Annotated in this window: 14 protein-coding genes; 8 read left to right on the top strand and 6 right to left on the bottom strand. The window is 72.7% G+C overall.

Annotation, left to right across the window (positions count from 1 at the left end):
• Positions 1-2 precede the first annotated feature (2 nt).
• The 3 genes from ACFO3J_RS19360 (at position 3) to ACFO3J_RS19350 (ending at position 3,201) form a co-directional block, all read left to right on the top strand.
• Positions 3-1,343, top strand: a complete 1,341-nt coding sequence (locus tag ACFO3J_RS19360; RefSeq protein ID WP_386430707.1) for a putative T7SS-secreted protein — start codon at positions 3-5, stop codon at positions 1,341-1,343.
• A gap of 84 nt (positions 1,344-1,427) precedes the next feature.
• Positions 1,428-2,312: a hypothetical protein gene (locus ACFO3J_RS19355; protein WP_386430706.1), complete on the top strand. Its 885-nt coding sequence runs from the start codon at positions 1,428-1,430 to the stop codon at positions 2,310-2,312.
• A gap of 10 nt (positions 2,313-2,322) precedes the next feature.
• Positions 2,323-3,201, top strand: a complete 879-nt coding sequence (locus ACFO3J_RS19350) for a hypothetical protein (RefSeq protein WP_386430705.1) — start codon at positions 2,323-2,325, stop codon at positions 3,199-3,201.
• 78 nt (positions 3,202-3,279) lie between these two features.
• On the opposite strand, the gene ACFO3J_RS19345 is transcribed toward ACFO3J_RS19350, so the two are convergent.
• Both ACFO3J_RS19345 and ACFO3J_RS19340 read right to left on the bottom strand, forming a co-directional pair.
• Positions 3,280-4,230, bottom strand: a complete 951-nt coding sequence (locus ACFO3J_RS19345; RefSeq protein WP_386430704.1) for an alpha/beta fold hydrolase — start codon at positions 4,228-4,230, stop codon at positions 3,280-3,282.
• Positions 4,231-4,648: 418 nt separating this feature from the next.
• Positions 4,649-5,341, bottom strand: a complete 693-nt coding sequence (locus tag ACFO3J_RS19340; RefSeq protein WP_386430703.1) for a metal-dependent transcriptional regulator — start codon at positions 5,339-5,341, stop codon at positions 4,649-4,651.
• A 120-nt stretch (positions 5,342-5,461) separates the two neighbouring features.
• On the opposite strand from ACFO3J_RS19340, the gene ACFO3J_RS19335 reads away from it, so the two are divergent.
• Positions 5,462-6,235 (top strand): SIS domain-containing protein, encoded by a 774-nt coding sequence (locus ACFO3J_RS19335; protein ID WP_386430702.1) that lies wholly within the window; start codon positions 5,462-5,464, stop codon positions 6,233-6,235.
• A 60-nt stretch (positions 6,236-6,295) separates the two neighbouring features.
• Here ACFO3J_RS19335 and ACFO3J_RS19330 read toward each other — a convergent pair whose 3' ends face one another.
• Both ACFO3J_RS19330 and pdxH read right to left on the bottom strand, forming a co-directional pair.
• On the bottom strand, positions 6,296-7,660 hold the full coding sequence (locus tag ACFO3J_RS19330) for a PAS domain-containing protein (RefSeq protein ID WP_386430701.1): 1,365 nt from the start codon (positions 7,658-7,660) through the stop codon (positions 6,296-6,298).
• Positions 7,661-7,989: 329 nt separating this feature from the next.
• Positions 7,990-8,649 (bottom strand): pyridoxamine 5'-phosphate oxidase, encoded by a 660-nt coding sequence (gene pdxH / locus ACFO3J_RS19325; protein WP_386431035.1) that lies wholly within the window; start codon positions 8,647-8,649, stop codon positions 7,990-7,992.
• Positions 8,650-8,967: 318 nt separating this feature from the next.
• On the opposite strand from pdxH, the gene ACFO3J_RS19320 reads away from it, so the two are divergent.
• Positions 8,968-10,068: a citrate synthase 2 gene (locus ACFO3J_RS19320; protein WP_386430700.1), complete on the top strand. Its 1,101-nt coding sequence runs from the start codon at positions 8,968-8,970 to the stop codon at positions 10,066-10,068.
• A gap of 251 nt (positions 10,069-10,319) precedes the next feature.
• Positions 10,320-11,438, top strand: a complete 1,119-nt coding sequence (gene serC, locus ACFO3J_RS19315; protein WP_386430699.1) for a phosphoserine transaminase — start codon at positions 10,320-10,322, stop codon at positions 11,436-11,438.
• Positions 11,439-11,610: 172 nt separating this feature from the next.
• Here serC and ACFO3J_RS19310 read toward each other — a convergent pair whose 3' ends face one another.
• The gene (locus ACFO3J_RS19310) at positions 11,611-12,654 is read right to left on the bottom strand and encodes a hypothetical protein (protein WP_386430698.1); all 1,044 of its coding nucleotides are present in this window, start codon (positions 12,652-12,654) and stop codon (positions 11,611-11,613) included.
• A gap of 47 nt (positions 12,655-12,701) precedes the next feature.
• On the opposite strand from ACFO3J_RS19310, the gene ACFO3J_RS19305 reads away from it, so the two are divergent.
• Together ACFO3J_RS19305 and ACFO3J_RS19300 are read left to right on the top strand one after the other, a co-directional pair.
• Positions 12,702-13,382, top strand: a complete 681-nt coding sequence (locus ACFO3J_RS19305) for a GDSL-type esterase/lipase family protein (protein WP_386430697.1) — start codon at positions 12,702-12,704, stop codon at positions 13,380-13,382.
• Between the two features lie 83 nt (positions 13,383-13,465).
• Positions 13,466-14,461 carry an aldo/keto reductase gene (locus ACFO3J_RS19300; RefSeq protein ID WP_386430696.1) on the top strand — a complete coding sequence of 332 codons (996 nt, stop codon included), beginning with the start codon at positions 13,466-13,468 and terminating at the stop codon, positions 14,459-14,461.
• Positions 14,462-14,597: 136 nt separating this feature from the next.
• Here ACFO3J_RS19300 and thpR read toward each other — a convergent pair whose 3' ends face one another.
• Positions 14,598-15,245, bottom strand: a complete 648-nt coding sequence (gene thpR / locus ACFO3J_RS19295; protein WP_386430695.1) for an RNA 2',3'-cyclic phosphodiesterase — start codon at positions 15,243-15,245, stop codon at positions 14,598-14,600.
• Positions 15,246-15,255 lie beyond the last annotated feature (10 nt).

The following is a 15,255-nucleotide window of genomic DNA, read 5'->3' as shown; positions in this document are numbered from 1 at the left end:
CCGTGACCCGGAGCTTCCCGCATCTCGGTTTCGACCCCGCTCCCGGCGAGGTGGAGCGCACGCGTGCGCTGGCCCGGCAGCTCGGGGATCTGCACGGCGAGCTGACCGTCACGGTCGATGAACTCGCGCGGATCGACAGCGGTTACTGGAAGGGCGAGGCGGCCAAGGCGTTCGTCGCGCACATCGACAGCGATGTGACCCCGCTGATCAAGAAGGCCCACGACTCCTTCGGGCGGGCGTCCGAGGCGCTCACCCGGTGGGCCGACCAGTTGCACGGCTTCCAGGACGAGGCCGACTCGCTGGAGAGGGAGGCCGCCGCCCGGCAGAGCGCGGTGGACCGGGCGCGGTCCGCGCTCGGCTCCCCGGCGGCGGACGACGGTGTCCCGCACCCCGCCCCGGGCGCGGCCCCCGACCCGGCCGCCGCCGCCGACCGCAAGCGGAAGCAGCAGGCCGCCACCGAGGCCGGCGACGCCCTGCAAGCGGTGCGGCACCGCGCCGATGAGCTGCACGCCCGGTTCACCCAGGCAGCCGTGACCATAAGCCGCGACCTGGACAAGGCCGGCGACATCGCGCCCGACCGGCCCGGACTGTTCAGCCGGATGGTGCACGGTGTGGAGGGCGCCTGGAACGACACGGTCCAGTGGGTCCAGGACCACGCCGACCTCATCAAGACCATCGGCGATCTGCTCAGCGACCTCACCGGCATTCTGGCCGTACTGGCCATCATCACCGCCCCCTTCGAACCGCTGGGGGCGATCTTCGCCGCCGCCGCGGTCGTCACCAGCGTCGCGGCGCTGGTCAGTCATCTGATCGCGAAAGCGGCCGGCGCCGACGTGAGTTGGATGAGCATCGGCTTCGACGCGCTGGGCGCGGTCCCCGGTATCGGCGCCTTCGCCAAGGGCGCGAAGGTCGTGGAGGGCTCGGTGGCCGCCGCGCGGGCGGTCGAACTGGGCGAGGGGTTCCGCGGTGTGACCACCATCGGCCGCAACTTCGTCGGCAAGGCAGGCGAGTTGATCACCAACGGCAAGCAGATCACGCTGTTCAAGAATCTGACGCTGGAGTTCGGCGGCATCAAGACCGCCGGGAATATCGTCTCCGACGGGAAGATGATCAACCGCATGCAGCTGATCTCCGAGCAGGTCTACCACAACGGCCAGCTCATCGGCACCAAGGGACTCAAGGCGATCACCGGGGGCAGGGTCGCGGTCGACGCGATGAGCACCACGGGCCGGGCCATCGACGCGGGCCTGAAGCTGGCGCCCAAGCTCTACTCGATACCCCAGCACATCGGCGAGGCCGTCCACCTCGGTGACCGCTTCGACCAGGCCGCCACCTCGCACTGACCGGGCCGGCGCCCGCCCCGCCCCGCACACCCCCGCCCAGCCGACGCATCCCACAACCGCGGACCGACCGAGAGGCGCCTGACGATGGACTGGTATCCGGACCCGGACGAGACCACCCTGCTGCGTACGCCGATCCACTTCGCCACCGGCTACGCGCACCCGGTGGCGGGCTCGCGCTGGTTCCGGGACACCGAGCGGCGGGACATCCAGGCGGAGTTGCCGGGGTGGCCGGCCGGCCCCGAGTTCACCCCGCACACCAAGACCGCGCAGAACGTCGACCGGGTCGGGGGCGGGCTGCTCGGCGGAATCGTCACCGCCATCCAGGTCGCCGTCGAGGCGGTGATCGGCGGGAACAGTGTGCCCATCGGCCAGGACCCGTCGCGGTCCAAACCGGAGGACCCGGCCAACGAGTCGGAGGACTTCCCGGTGATGTGGGCCGCGCCCGGCACGCTGGCCCGTACAGTGCCGTGGCAGTTGGACCCGTCGCGCCGCCCGGACCGCTACCGGGTGGACGCGGTGGTCACCGAGCGGCGCTTTCTGCTGCTGGGCGTCGGCCCGGACCTGACGGCGCCCGCGCAGGTGCTGTGGGAGACCGCGCGGGACACCGTGGCCGGCGCCGAACGGCTGAAGTTCAGCGCGGGCGGCCACGATCTGCGGATCCGCTTCACCGACGGCTCCTGGGTGCGGCTGTCCACCGCCGCCACCGAGAAGCTCGGCGGGCTGCTGGCGGACCGCCGGCGGCTGGTGCCGGAGTCCGAGCTGACCCCGGGACAGCGCGAGCGGGTGGCGCGCTTCGTGACCGAACTGCCCACCACCGCGCAGACACCGAAGTTCTTCCGGCTGGCCGGCGGGGTCGTCCTGGTCGAGAGCCAGGTCCCGGCGAAGATCGGCAAGGGCCTGTTCGAAACCCATTCCATCCTGATGGGCGAGACCGGAGACCCGGCGCGTCCGCAACCCGGCGAACTCTAGGCGGGATTCCGTGACACCCTCCCTCCCGGCGACTCCCGCCGGTTCCACGAGCAGCCGCACGGGTGATCCCGCGAGCGGCCGAGCAAGCGACCCCGCCCCCGGTCCGATATCCCCGCCGGGCGCCGCCACCGCCGGCGTCGAAGGGGAGACAGCCACCCCGTCGCCCCCGGACATACCGCCGCTGGCCTTCGTCGTCCCCGAGTCCTTCCACGCCCTGCCCATCGCGGCCACCCGCGAGGAGCGCACCGAACTGGCCGGGCGCTTCGTCCAGGAGCTGTACGCGAACGGGAACGACGAGCTGTGGACCGCCGCCGCCCCCTACTACGCAGCGCTCGGCGAGGCCATGGGCGGACAGGGCCTGGACTACGCCGCGATGGGTCTGTTCGCCATCGATGACCGCATCGAGGGCGACGAAGGCGCCGAGGGCGTCGCGCACTGCTCCTTCACCGTCACCGCCATCGAGTCCGACCACCCCTCGGTGGAGGTGGCCGCGAACGGCATCCGGGAGATCCTGGTCAGGGACGAGAACAACGACGCCCGCTGGATCGAACTGCCCTGCGGCCCGGCCGTCTCCTGCGTCACCCTGCGCGAGTACGTCCTCGGCGCGGAGCTGACCACCGGCGGTGCGGCGGTCCGGCTGCGGATGGGGCAGATCCAGGTCTACGTGCCCTTCCCCACCGGCCCCTACACCGCCGTCTTCACCCTGGACACGGCGGCGATCGACTACTGGGGCGAGTTCAGCGAGATGACCATGGCGATCCTGCGCAGCGTCAGCTTCGCGGGTACCGAGGGCCCCGAGGGCGCCGGCGACGTTGACGACGCTGCCGACCCCCCGACTGCCGAGGAGCCCGCCGGTCGGCGGCACGCAGCCGGATCAGCCACCCGCTGACCGGTCGCCGGACGCCGCCTCCCGGCGTGGGCGAACCCCCGGCCGCCCCGCAGCCCGTCAACCCGCCCCCAGCGCCCCTCACGCCGTGCCCGCCGATCCCAGGACCGCGCCCGCCGGGCCCACCTCCTCCCGCAGGAAGCTCTCCACCGTCCCGTACCAGGCCTCAGGCTGGTCCCAGGGGACGAGGTGGCCGGCGTCGGCGATCTCCGCGTAGCGGCCCCGAGGCAGCACGCGGACCATCTCCTGCGCCTCGGCCCGGCCCAGCAGTCCCTCGATGCCGCGCACGACCAGGGCGGGGCACGTCACCTGGGCCAGCTCGTCCCAGTGGGCATCCCCTATCCACGGATCCCGGGAACGCAGCAGTTGCTCGGGGGTGCACAACGGCCGCCAGCCGTCCTGGCGCTCCTCCATCACCTCGGCGAAGAAGTCTCCCCTGGCCGGATTCGGCCGCTCCGCCCAGGAGTCGCCGGCGGTGAACCAGCGGCGTACGTCGCCGAGGGTGGCGAAGGGCAGTGGCCAGCTCTCCAGCCAGTCCCGCCACTTCCGCTGCCCGGCCTCGCCGACCGCGGAGGCCCGCATGTCGCAGATGATCACGGCCGCGATCAGATCGGGCCGGCGCGCCGCGCACTGCCATGCGGTGAGGGCGCCCATCGAGTGGCCGACGAGGGTGACCGGGGCCAGGCCGAGCTGCTCGATCGCGGCGATGACATCCGCGACGTACACCTCCGGGGTGTAGGGGCCGTCCGGCTTGTCGCTGCGCCCGTGACCCCGCTGGTCGAGGGCCAGGGCCCGGTAGTGCGGGGCGAGCCGGCGGGCCGTCGCCGCCCAGTGCGAGGCGCGGCCCAGCATGCCGTGCAGCATCAGCACACCGGGCCGGGCATCGGCCGGGCCGGGCGGCGACACTCCGGTGTCTCCCGGGACCGTCCGGGCCGGGTCACCGGCCTGCCCGGGAAGAGTTCCCTGGGCCGCGTACTCCCAGGCCACGAGCTGTGCGCCGCCGGCGCCCCTCACCTCGTACCGCTTGATCATGTGCCGCACCTCCTTTCCCGGCACACGCTATCGAACTTCTATTCGAACACGTGGTCAGCTCGCCCAACACAACTCGTTCGAGTGACAGGACTCAAGGATTGATGGCGCGGGCCGAGGGGAGGACTTCAGCGGGACGCGACGCGAAGGGGAAGCGGGTCGCGGGAAGGCACTCGGGAAGCTCGGGGTCCCGGGTCCGCCGAGGGGGGTTCAGGGGAGGGACACAGGGGAGGAAAAGGCCCCGGCGCCGCCGAGCGGCGCCGGGGCCCGGCACTCGGCCGCGGACGAGCCGGCCGTCGCGTCCGCGGAGGCGGGAAACGGACGCGGGGAACGACAGACAGCCATGAGGCACAGACAGCCATGAGGCGACGAAGAAGCAGCGGCAGGCCACGAGAAGCCGCGGAAACAGGGGAGGGGGTGCTTACCTCTTGGCCACGAACACATGCGAAGCGATCTCGGGGTCCAGCTCGGCGGCCTCACCGCCACTGCCGACCAGCACGCCGCCGGCCGAGGTGGTCACGCTGATCACGGCGCCCGGCTGCACACCGGCCCGCCGCAGGGTGTACATGACCTGGGCGTCGGTCTGGATCGGCTCGCCGATCCGGCGCACCACCACGCTGGCCCCGGACTCACCGGGCTGCAGCTCGCTGAGGCTGACCATGCCCTCCTCCAGGAAGGGATCGGCCCCTCCCAGCTGGCCCAGCTCCTCCAGGCCCGGAATCGGGTTGCCGTACGGCGACTCCGTGGGATGGTGCAGCAGCTCCAGCACCCGCCGCTCCACGGCCTCGCTCATCACGTGCTCCCAGCGGCACGCCTCCGCGTGCACCTGCTCCCACTCCAGGCCGATGACATCGACCAGCAGGCATTCGGCGATGCGGTGCTTGCGCATCACCCGGGTCGCCGTGCGGCGGCCCTCGTCGGTCAGTTCCAGATGGCGGTCACCCGCGACATGGAGCAGTCCGTCGCGCTCCATACGTGCCACCGTCTGGGAGACCGTCGGGCCGCTCTGATCGAGCCGCTCGGCGATCCGGGCACGCATAGGAACCACACCCTCCTCTTCCAATTCCAGGATGGTGCGGAGATACATCTCCGTCGTATCGATCAGTCCGGACATCGCGCCCCTCGTTTACTCGTGCGTGGCCCTGGGTCAATTCTGACGCATCGCACCGACAACCGGCCCCGGCACGGGATTCCCGCCTTGACACCGGTGCCGCGTCGGCACCACGGTGACCGCATGAGTGAGCCCCCCGCGGATCTTTCCGACCGGTATTTCGACGCTGCCATCGCCCTGCTGCGCCGGGTCCGGGACGAGGAGGGGGCCGCGATCAAGGCCGCCGCCACCGCCGTGGCGGATGCCGTCGCCGCAGGTGGCCGGGTGTTCACCTTCGGCGCGGGCCACTCCTCGCTGCCCGCGCAGGACGTGGTCTACCGGGCCGGCGGCCTGGCGCTGGTCAACCTGCTGTCCGTCCCGGGTGCCATCGGGGTGGACGTGGTGCCCGCCACGCTGGGCAGCGCGCTGGAAAGGGTCGAGGGTCTGGCGGCCGCGGTGCTGGACACCAGTCCGGTGCGCGGCGGCGATGTGCTCTTCGTGATCTCGCTGTCCGGCCGGAACACCCTCCCGGTGGACATGGCACGGCACGCCCGCGCGCGCGGAGTGCTGGTGGTGGGGGTGACCTCGGTCGTGTACGCGGAGGAGACCCGCTCCCGGCACACCTCGGGGACCTATCTCAAGGACAACTGCGACATCGTGCTGGACTCCAAGATCGCGGTGGGCGACGCGGAGCTGGCCGACGACGCCGTCCCGGCGCCCTTCGGGCCGGCCTCCACCGTGGTGACCAGTGCCCTGATGCAGGCGGTGGTCGCCACCGCCGCCACCGAGCTGGCCGCTCGGGGCATCACCCCGCCCATGATCCGCTCGGGGAACGTGGACGGGGGCCACGACTGGAACGGCCAGGTCTTCGAGGAGTACCGGGACCGGATCTTCTTCCGCCACTCCGCCCAGCGCTGAGCCCCGCCGCACCCGCCGGCCCAGCTGACCGGCCGGCGGAGCCGAACCCCCGCCCCCGGCTCAGCGGTCCCCCGCCAGCCCGGCCAGGTCCACCGCCATGGCGACCCGCGCCGCCACATCCTCCGCGTAGGCGGCGTCCGCGCGGTCGAACAGCGGGCGGCCGGAGCCGCGCAGGAAGGTGAGGGCGCCGACCGTGCGGCCCCTGCTGCGCAGCACCGTGGTCAGACCGTGCACCGTGCCCGGGGGCCAGCGCCGGGCCGCCGCCCACGCGTCGGCGCGCGACCGGGGGATCTCCAGGCCCCCGGCGGCGTCACCGGCCGCGCCGCCCGCCGCGCCGCAGCTGGTGCGCACGGTCCCGAGCCGTTCCACCGCCTGGAGCACCGGGTGGCCGGGCTCGTAGCCGACCGGGATGGCAGGGCCCACCTCCGGCAGGCCGGGCCTCGGTTCGCCCTCGGGGCTGGCGGCGATCCGGACCAGCCGCCCGGCGCCGTCCAGCAGGTCGACCAGCGCGTGGTCGGCGAACCCGGCGAGCGCGAAATCCAGCTGGAGCACGGCCGCCTCCAGGGCGCTCTCGCACTCGGCGGCGGCCCGGTCGGCCCGGTGCAGCTGCTGGTAGCGGAAACGTATCCGGGTGCTCTGCCGCTCCAGCTTCTTCTGCGCGGTGACGTCGGCGAAGAGCCAGCCGACGCCCAGCGGTACGGGCTCCTCGCCCAGCGGCGACCCGAGCAGCACGAAGCCGCTGCGCCAGCAGTAGCGGGCGTCGGTGGCGTCACCGCGCAGGCTGACCCACACCTCGATGCCGGCCGGTGAGACACCCTCGGCGAGGACGTGCTGCAAGGCGTTCTCCAGCTCCTCGACGCCGTGGTCGAGGAGTTCGCCGAGCGGTCGGCCGAGCAGTGCCTGGCGCCCGCAGTGCAGCAGTCTGGCGGCCTGCTCGTTGGCCAGCGCGGGCCGCAGATCGGCGTCTATCAGCACCACTCCCCACGACGCCCCGGCGAACAGCGACTCGCTCAGCGCGATCGACCGCTCCAGGTCGATCTGGGCGTGCACATCGGAGAAGGCGCAGTAGACCCCGGCGGGCCGCCCGTCGGCGCCGGCCACGGCCGCGGACTGGGTGCGCACCAGCACCCGGCGGCCGTCCTTGGTCAGCAGCGCGAACTCGTGCACCTGGCGCCCCGGCGTGTCCATCGCCGAGAGCAGCCGTTCCTGCGTCGCGCGGGCGTCGGCGGCGCGCGCGGCCCAGCCCCCGAAACCGCGCCGGCCGACGGCCTCCTCGGCCGTCCAGCCCAGAATGCGGGTCGCCTCAGCGTTCCAGTGGGTGATCACGCCCTCCCGGTCGAAGGCGCACAGGCCCGCCTCCATGCCGTTCAGCAGGGCGGCCAGCAGTTGCTCGTCACCTTTGGGTTGCGCCTCGAATGGCTGCACGTCACAACATTCAACCCGGGTGTGGGCTGCGTCACACGAGATTTACCTAAATAGGTTGTGCGTTTCCGGCTGAGTTTCTTAGGCTTGCCGTACACACGAAGGGAGGTGGTTCGAAGCATGAGTTGCAGTCGGACACGTGAGGTGACTGCGGGCTAGCACCGCGCACTCGGCGTGCAAAGTGCTCGCCAATCCCACGCAGTACACCCGACCCGCGGGCTCGTCGGACTTGTCCGGCCGGTGCTCGGAGCCGCAAGGCTCCGGGGAGAGTCCGCGGGTCGTTCGCGTTCCGGGCCGGAATCGCGGCCCGCCAGGCTCCCCCGGCGCTCCCCTTACGGCGCCAGCCGCTCCACCGCCCACCGGCCGCCGGAGCCCGCCCCGCCCCCGTTCCCCTCGTATACGAACCGCAGCCGGTCGTGCAGCCGGTCGTCCCGGCCCTGCCAGAACTCGACGGTCGAGGCCGCCACCCGGAAGCCGCCCCAGTACGGCGGCACCGGCACCGGTGTCCCCTCCGGCCAGCGGGCGGCGCGCTCGGCGTACGCCTCCTCCAGGACGGCCCGCGAGGCGACGACGCTGGACTGCTCGCTCGACCACGCGCCGAGCTGCGAGCCGTGCGGCCGACTGTGGAAGTAGGCCGCCGTCTCCTCGGGCGGCACGCGCTCGGCCCGGCCGATGACGATCACCTGCCGGGCGATGGGGTGCCAGGGGAAGACCAGCGAGACATGCGGGTTCGCGGCCAGCTCACGGCCCTTGCGCGATCCGTGGTTGCTGTAGAAGACGAAACCGCGCCGGTCGTAGCCCTTGAGCAGCACCGTGCGGGAGCTGGGCACGCCGTCCGGTGTCGCGGTGGACACGATCATCGCGTTGGGTTCGGCCAGGGCGCCGCTGCCGGTGGCGCGTACCGCGTCGGCGAACCAGCGGGCGAACTGCTCGTAGGGGTCGTCCGCGAGTTCCGCCTCGTCCAGCCCCTCCGCTCCGTACTGCCTGCGCATGGCCGCCGGGTCGGGGGTGGTCGCCGCCGGGTCGTGTTCCTCGTGGGGCTCTCGTGGTTCTCGCACGGCCACATCTTCCAGGACCGCGGCCGGAGTGGGAGCACAGCCACGGATGTGCGGCATCTCACCCTGTCTGTCATGTCCCCCAGCGGGGAGAATTGCCCGCCGGGACCCAGTTCGCGACGTGCGTGTTTGCACGTCACCGGCACACCGCATCAACACATCAGGGCGTCAACGCGTCACCGCCCCACCGCGTCACCAGCTCGTCAGAAGTTCACCAGATCACCCGGATCAGCAGATCATCAGAGGAGCCGCCTCATGTCCGACTTCGTACCGGGACTCGAAGGAGTCATCGCGTTCGAGACGGAGATCGCCGAGCCCGACAAGGAGGGGGGTTCGCTGCGCTATCGCGGGGTCGACATCGAGGAACTCGTCGGCCATGTGGGCTTCGGGAATGTGTGGGGCCTGCTGGTGGACGGGAAGTTCGATCCGGGCCTGCCGCCCGCCGAGCCGTTCCCCATTCCCGTCCACTCCGGTGACATCCGGGTGGACGTCCAGTCGGCGCTGGCCATGCTCGCCCCGGTGTGGGGGCTCAAACCACTGCTCGACATCGACGCGGAGGAGGCCAGGGACGATCTGGCCCGCGCCGCCGTGATGGCCCTGTCGTACGTCGCCCAGTCCGCCCGCGGGCAGGGGCTGGCGATGGTGCCGCAGCAGGAGATCGACAAGGCGCACTCCATCACCGAGCGCTTCATGATCCGCTGGCGCGGCGAGCCGGACCCCAAGCATGTCGCCGCGGTGGACGCCTACTGGAGCTCGGCCGCCGAGCACGGGATGAACGCCTCCACCTTCACCGCCCGGGTCATCGCCTCGACCGGCGCCGACGTGGCCGCCGCGCTGTCCGGGGCGGTCGGCGCCATGTCCGGGCCGCTGCACGGCGGGGCGCCCTCCCGGGTGCTCGGCATGATCGAGGAGATCGAGCGCACCGGCGACGCCGAGCGCTATGTGAAGGCCGCGCTGGACAAGGGCGAGCGGCTGATGGGCTTCGGGCACCGCGTCTACCGCGCCGAGGACCCGCGGGCCCGGGTGCTGCGCCGGACCGCCCGTGAGCTGGGCGCGCCGCGCTTCGAGGTCGCCGAGGCGCTGGAGAAGGCGGCGCTGGCCGAGCTGCACGCGCGCCGCCCGGACCGGGTGCTCGCCACCAACGTGGAGTTCTGGGCGGCGATCGTGCTGGACTTCGCTGAGGTGCCGGCCCACATGTTCACCTCGATGTTCACCTGTGCCCGGACGGCCGGCTGGTCGGCGCACATCCTGGAGCAGAAGCGGACCGGGCGGCTGGTCCGTCCCTCCGCCCGCTACGTGGGACCGGCCTCGCGCGGCCCGCAGCAGATCGAGGGGTACACCGGCATCGCCCACTGAGCCGCCGCCTGCGGCGCAGGACCCGTACGTACCGGCTCCGCCGCACATAGGACATCCGTACGACAGCGGTCCGCTGGCCCCGCCCGCGCCAGCACGCGGGCGGGGCGAACCGGACCGGCGGCAGCCCGTCCCCGCTGGGCCGGCCGGCCCGCCGGCCCGGCCCCACCGCACCGAAAAGGCGGCCCACCAGGCACCGTCTCACCCGATGGGACACTCACCGAAACGCCCCCGTTACGCACTACGCTGCCAGCGTGGCCGATATCCAGATTCCCGCTGAAATCAAGCCCGCCGACGGACGGTTCGGGTCGGGCCCCTCCAAGGTGCGGACGCAGGCGCTCGACGCCCTCGCCGCGACCGGGACCTCCCTGCTCGGCACCTCGCACCGCCAGGCGCCGGTGAAGAACCTGGTGGGTCAGGTCCGTGACGGCGTCCGCCAGCTCTTCTCGCTGCCGGACGGCTACGAGGTGGTGCTCGGCAACGGCGGGTCGACCGCCTTCTGGGACGTCGCCACGCACGGCCTGATCAGTGAGAAGTCCCAGCACCTGTCCTTCGGTGAGTTCTCCTCGAAGTTCGCCAAGGCGTCCGGGCTGGCGCCGTGGCTGGCCGACCCGACGATCGTGAAGTCGGAGCCGGGCACCCACCCGCTGCCGGTCGCCGAGGAGGGCGTGGACGTCTACGCCCTCACCCACAACGAGACCTCCACCGGTGTCGCGATGCCGATCCACCGGGTGGCCGGCGCCGACGAGGGCGCGCTGGTCCTGGTGGACGCCACCTCGGGCGCGGGCGGCCTGCCGGTCGACATCGCCGAGACGGACGTCTACTACTTCGCCCCGCAGAAGTCCTTCGCGGCGGACGGCGGCCTGTGGCTGGCGGTGTTCTCCCCGGCGGCCCTGGAGCGGGCGGCGGCGATCGCCGCGACCGGACGGCACATCCCGGCGTTCTTCGACCTGCCGACCGCGATCGACAACTCGACGAAGAACCAGACGTACAACACCCCGGCGGTGAGCACCCTCTTCCTGCTCAACGAGCAGCTGGAGTGGATCAACGGCCAGGGCGGCCTGGACTGGGCGGTCAAGCGCACCGCCGACTCCTCGTCGCGGCTGTACGGCTGGGCGGACCGGGCGTCGTACGCGAACCCGTTCGTGACGGACCCCGAGCAGCGTTCGCAGGTCGTCGGCACCATCGACTTCGAGGACGGCATCGACGCCGCCGCGGTGGCCAAGGTGCTGCGGGCCAACGGGATCGTGGACACCGAGCCGTACCGCAAGCTGGGCCGCAACCAGCTGCGGGTCGCGATGTTCCCCGCCGTCGACCCGGCCGACGTCGAGGCGCTGACCGCCTGCGTCGACTACGTCATCGGCCAGCTCTGAGGTCCCGGCGCCCCGCTGACGCTCTGACAGCACCGGAGATCTGACACCCGACCGTCCGGATACGGCGGCGGCCCGCTCCCCAGCGGTCCGCCGCCGTCGCACGTCCCGCCGGCCAGGGCTGACCCGGGCGACACCAGCGCCCCCGGGCGGCGCCAAGGTCGGCGGGCGGCCCTCAGCGTCCCTCGCGCCGCCGCTCCCGCTGCCGCCGCGCGAAGTTCCGCAGCCCCACCCCCGCCGCGCCGAGGCCGACCAGCACCGCGATGCCCAGCGCCTTGCGGCTGGTGCTCTGCGACTGCGTCGCGGGGGTGGTGCTCTGCGCCGCTCCGCCCCCGCCGCCCTGGGTGGCCGGGGAGGTCGCCGGAGCGTCCTGGTCGGGCAGGTCCTTGCCGCTGAGCGGCTCGCGCCACACCTCGCTGTCGGCGCCCTCGCTGCCGTACATCAGCGCGCGGCCGTCGGGCGTGTAGGTGACCGACTCGCCCTGCCGCTGTATCGGTACGGCCAGGCTGCCGATCTCCTGCGGCCGGTCGGCGGTCCAGCGGTAGTCGGTGGACCAGAAGTAGCCGCGCAGTGCCAGCCGGGTGCCGTCCGGGGAGAAGGCGCCGTCGGTCACCCAGGGCACGTCGGCGATCCGGCGGAAGACGTTGACGCCCTTCGGGTCGAGGGTGGCGGGGCCTTCGTAGAGATGGCCGCCGTTCTCGTTCTTGCTGGCGATGTAGACCCGGCCGGTCTTCGGCTGGACCATCAGCGCCTCGGCGTTGCGCGGACCGGCGTCGTACTTGACGGTGAAGCGGGTGACGTCCACCGTCTGGTCGCGCAGCTGCCGGGGCTCGGGGAAGCGGTAGATCCACACCTCCGGCCAGCTGCCGTCCAGGTTGTCGCCGATGTCGCCGACATAGAGGTCGCCGTCCGGGCCGAGCGAGATCGCCTCCACGTCCCGGGCGTGGATGCCGCGCATCGTCACCCGGGCCACCGTCTTCCCGGTGGCCGAGTCGACGGCGTAGACGTACGGGCCGTCGCCGCTGTCGTTGTGCGTCCAGTAGATGCCCGGGTGGCGGTGACTGGCGGCCAGGCCGCTGGACTCGGTGATCCGCGGGTCGCTCATATGAAAGGCCACCGAGGCCCCGCTGTCGGCGACGGCGGGCGCGGCGGCGGCGCAGGCCAGCGCGAAGGCGGCGCAGGCGGCGGCGACCGGCAGGGTCGGGAGAAGGGCGCGCATGCCCCCCAGTGTCCCTGTTCGGCCCCGGGTCGGGGATGATGCCCCGCATGCGCTACCTCTTCGTCGGCGATTCGATGACCGTCGGCGCCGCCGGTGACTACACCTGGCGCTACCGCATGTGGCAGCACCTGTGCGGCCTGGGCGAGCGGTTCACGGTGGTGGGCCCGCGCACCGGGCTTTACGACGCGGCGGCGGACGAGGCGGTCTCCGGCGATTACGCCGATCCGGGGTTCCCGGCCCACGCCCGCCGCCATCTGGCCGGGTGGGGCGAGGGCTGGCTGCACATGGTGCCGCAGATCGGCGAGGTGGTGCGCGAGCACCGCCCGGACGTGCTGCTGGTGTCGCTCGGGCTGATCGACCTGGGCTTCTACACCGACGCCGAGGAGACGGCGGCGAATGTGGCGCGCTTCGTCGCCGAGGCGCGGGCGGCCCGGCCGGGGGTGCGGATGGTGCTGCTGCCGGTGATCCCCAACACCCGGGCGGATCTGGACCCGGGCTTCGCCGACCAGTGCGCGGAGCTGAACGAGCGGACCGCCAAGGTCGTGGCCGAGCTGGACTCCCCCGCCTCGCCGCTGCTGCTGGCCTCCCGCCCGGCGGGCTACGACATACAGCTCCACACCTACGACGGCACCCACCCCAATCCGGCGGGCGAGCACAAGCTGGCGGCGGCCTTCGCGGACGCGATGCACCAGGCGTGGGACATCGGGGCGCCCTACGAGCTGGACTGAACGACGCCCGTTGCCCTGCCCCTTGAGCCCGGGGCAGCAGGGCCCCTTGATTGGAGCGCACTCCAAGGGCTTGGGTGGGACATATGGAGTACACACAGCTCGGACGCACCGGCCTCAAAGTCAGCCGCCTGGTGCTCGGCACCATGAACTTCGGTCCGCAGACCGACGAGGCCGACAGCCACTCGATCATGGACGCGGCGCTGGCCGCGGGCGTCAACTACTTCGACACCGCCAATGTCTACGGTTTCGGTGACAACAAGGGCCGCACCGAGGAGATCATCGGCAGCTGGTTCGCGCAGGGCGGCGACCGCCGGGACAAGACCGTGCTGGCCACCAAGGTCTACGGCAACATGGCCGCCGAGGGCGACGCCTGGCCGAACCACGACCGGCTGTCGGCGGTGAGCATCCGCCGGGCCGTCGAGGCCAGCCTGAAACGGCTGGGCACCGACTACATCGACATCTACCAGTTCCACCACGTGGACCGGTCGACGCCGTGGGACGAGATCTGGCAGGCGATCGACGTCCTGGTGCAGCAGGGCAAGATCCTCTACGCCGGGTCCAGCAACTTCGCCGGCTGGCACATAGCGCAGGCCAACGAGACGGCGGCCCGGCGCGGTTCGCTGGGCCTGGTCAGCGAGCAGTGCCTGTACAACCTGATCGAGCGGCGGGCCGAGATGGAGGTGATCCCGGCGGCGGAGCACTACGGCCTCGGGGTGATCCCCTGGTCGCCGCTGCACGGCGGCCTGCTCGGCGGGGCGCTGCGCAAGCAGCGCGAGGGCGGCGGCGCCCGCTCCACCAGCGGCCGGTCGGCGGACTCGCTGAAGTCCGAGGAGCAGCGCGCCTCGATCCAGGCGTACGAGGATCTGTGCGACAAGCACGGTCTCCAGCCAGGTGACGTCGGCCTGGCCTGGCTGCTGACCCGGCCCGGGGTGACCGGTCCGATCGTCGGCCCGCGCACCCAGGACCAGCTGGACTCGGCGCTGCGGGCGGTGGAACTGGAGCTGTCCGAGGAGTTCCTGACCGCGCTGGACGAGATCTTCCCGGGCCCGGGCCCGTCCCCGGAGGCCTTCGCCTGGTGAGGTGACGGATACGGGTGAGGTTCGCCCGCGCCGCCGCGGTTCAGCGGACCGCGGCGGCGACCACCACCACGGCGAGCAGCAGGACGAAGGCGGCGGTCATCACTCGCGTACGGGTCTTGGGGTCCACCCCCCGAGGTTAGCCGCCGGACCCGGTGCCTTCGTCGGCCGGGCCGCCGCTCCCGCGGCCCAGCGGCCAGGCCCGCACCGTTTCGTAGCGCGGCTGCTCGCCCGGCACCCCGGAACGCGGCGGAACGCTGCTGACCAGGCTGAGGGTGTCCGCGGTCCACGGCGAGCCCCGGAAGCCGGCCAGCGCCTCGGCGAGGGGTCCCAGCCGCGGCGGCCCGGAAGCCGCCGCCGCTTCGGTGCCGGCGGTCCGGCGGACGCCGGGGCTGCGGGCCACGGTCAGGTGCGGCTGGAAGCCGTGTCCCTCGTCCGCCGGGGCGCCGGCCCGGCGGCCGGCGGCGCGTACGGAGTCGGCGAGCCCGGCCACGCCGGCCAGATCGCCTTCCGCGCCGACCCACAGCGCCCGCTCGCCGAAACGGCCGGCGCCGGAAAGCCGCAAGGTGTGCGGGCCGTGCCGGCGGGCGGCGCGGCCGAGCCGTTCGTCCAGCCCGGGGCGTACGCCGTCCGGCACCTCGCCGAGGAAGGCGAGGGTGAAGTGCCAGCCGCCCGGCTGGGTCCAGCGCAGCGCCGACGCGTCGTCCCGGCGGCGTACGGCGTGCAGCGCCCCGGCGAGTTCCCCGGCCGCGGCCGGGGGCGGCAGCAGGGCGACGAAGAGCCTCATCCGGGCCTCA

This window comes from Streptomyces polygonati (genome assembly GCF_042650325.1).
Taxonomy (GTDB): domain Bacteria; phylum Actinomycetota; class Actinomycetes; order Streptomycetales; family Streptomycetaceae; genus Actinacidiphila; species Actinacidiphila polygonati.
The sequence above is the reverse complement of the archived record's forward strand: the minus strand, read 5'-3'. Positions and strand labels throughout refer to the sequence as shown.

Excerpts from the sequence above, each read along its gene's own strand:
- ACFO3J_RS19355 (WP_386430706.1), top strand. The coding sequence starts at position 1,428 with ATGGACTGGTATCCGGACCCGGACGAGACCACCCTGCTGCGTACGCCG.
- ACFO3J_RS19345 (WP_386430704.1), bottom strand. The coding sequence starts at position 4,230 with ATGATCAAGCGGTACGAGGTGAGGGGCGCCGGCGGCGCACAGCTCGTG.
- ACFO3J_RS19340 (WP_386430703.1), bottom strand. The coding sequence starts at position 5,341 with ATGTCCGGACTGATCGATACGACGGAGATGTATCTCCGCACCATCCTG.
- ACFO3J_RS19335 (WP_386430702.1), top strand. The coding sequence starts at position 5,462 with ATGAGTGAGCCCCCCGCGGATCTTTCCGACCGGTATTTCGACGCTGCC.
- pdxH (WP_386431035.1), bottom strand. The coding sequence starts at position 8,649 with ATGCGCAGGCAGTACGGAGCGGAGGGGCTGGACGAGGCGGAACTCGCG.
- ACFO3J_RS19320 (WP_386430700.1), top strand. The coding sequence starts at position 8,968 with ATGTCCGACTTCGTACCGGGACTCGAAGGAGTCATCGCGTTCGAGACG.
- ACFO3J_RS19310 (WP_386430698.1), bottom strand. The coding sequence starts at position 12,654 with ATGCGCGCCCTTCTCCCGACCCTGCCGGTCGCCGCCGCCTGCGCCGCC.
- ACFO3J_RS19305 (WP_386430697.1), top strand. The coding sequence starts at position 12,702 with ATGCGCTACCTCTTCGTCGGCGATTCGATGACCGTCGGCGCCGCCGGT.
- ACFO3J_RS19300 (WP_386430696.1), top strand. The coding sequence starts at position 13,466 with ATGGAGTACACACAGCTCGGACGCACCGGCCTCAAAGTCAGCCGCCTG.
- thpR (WP_386430695.1), bottom strand. The coding sequence starts at position 15,245 with ATGAGGCTCTTCGTCGCCCTGCTGCCGCCCCCGGCCGCGGCCGGGGAA.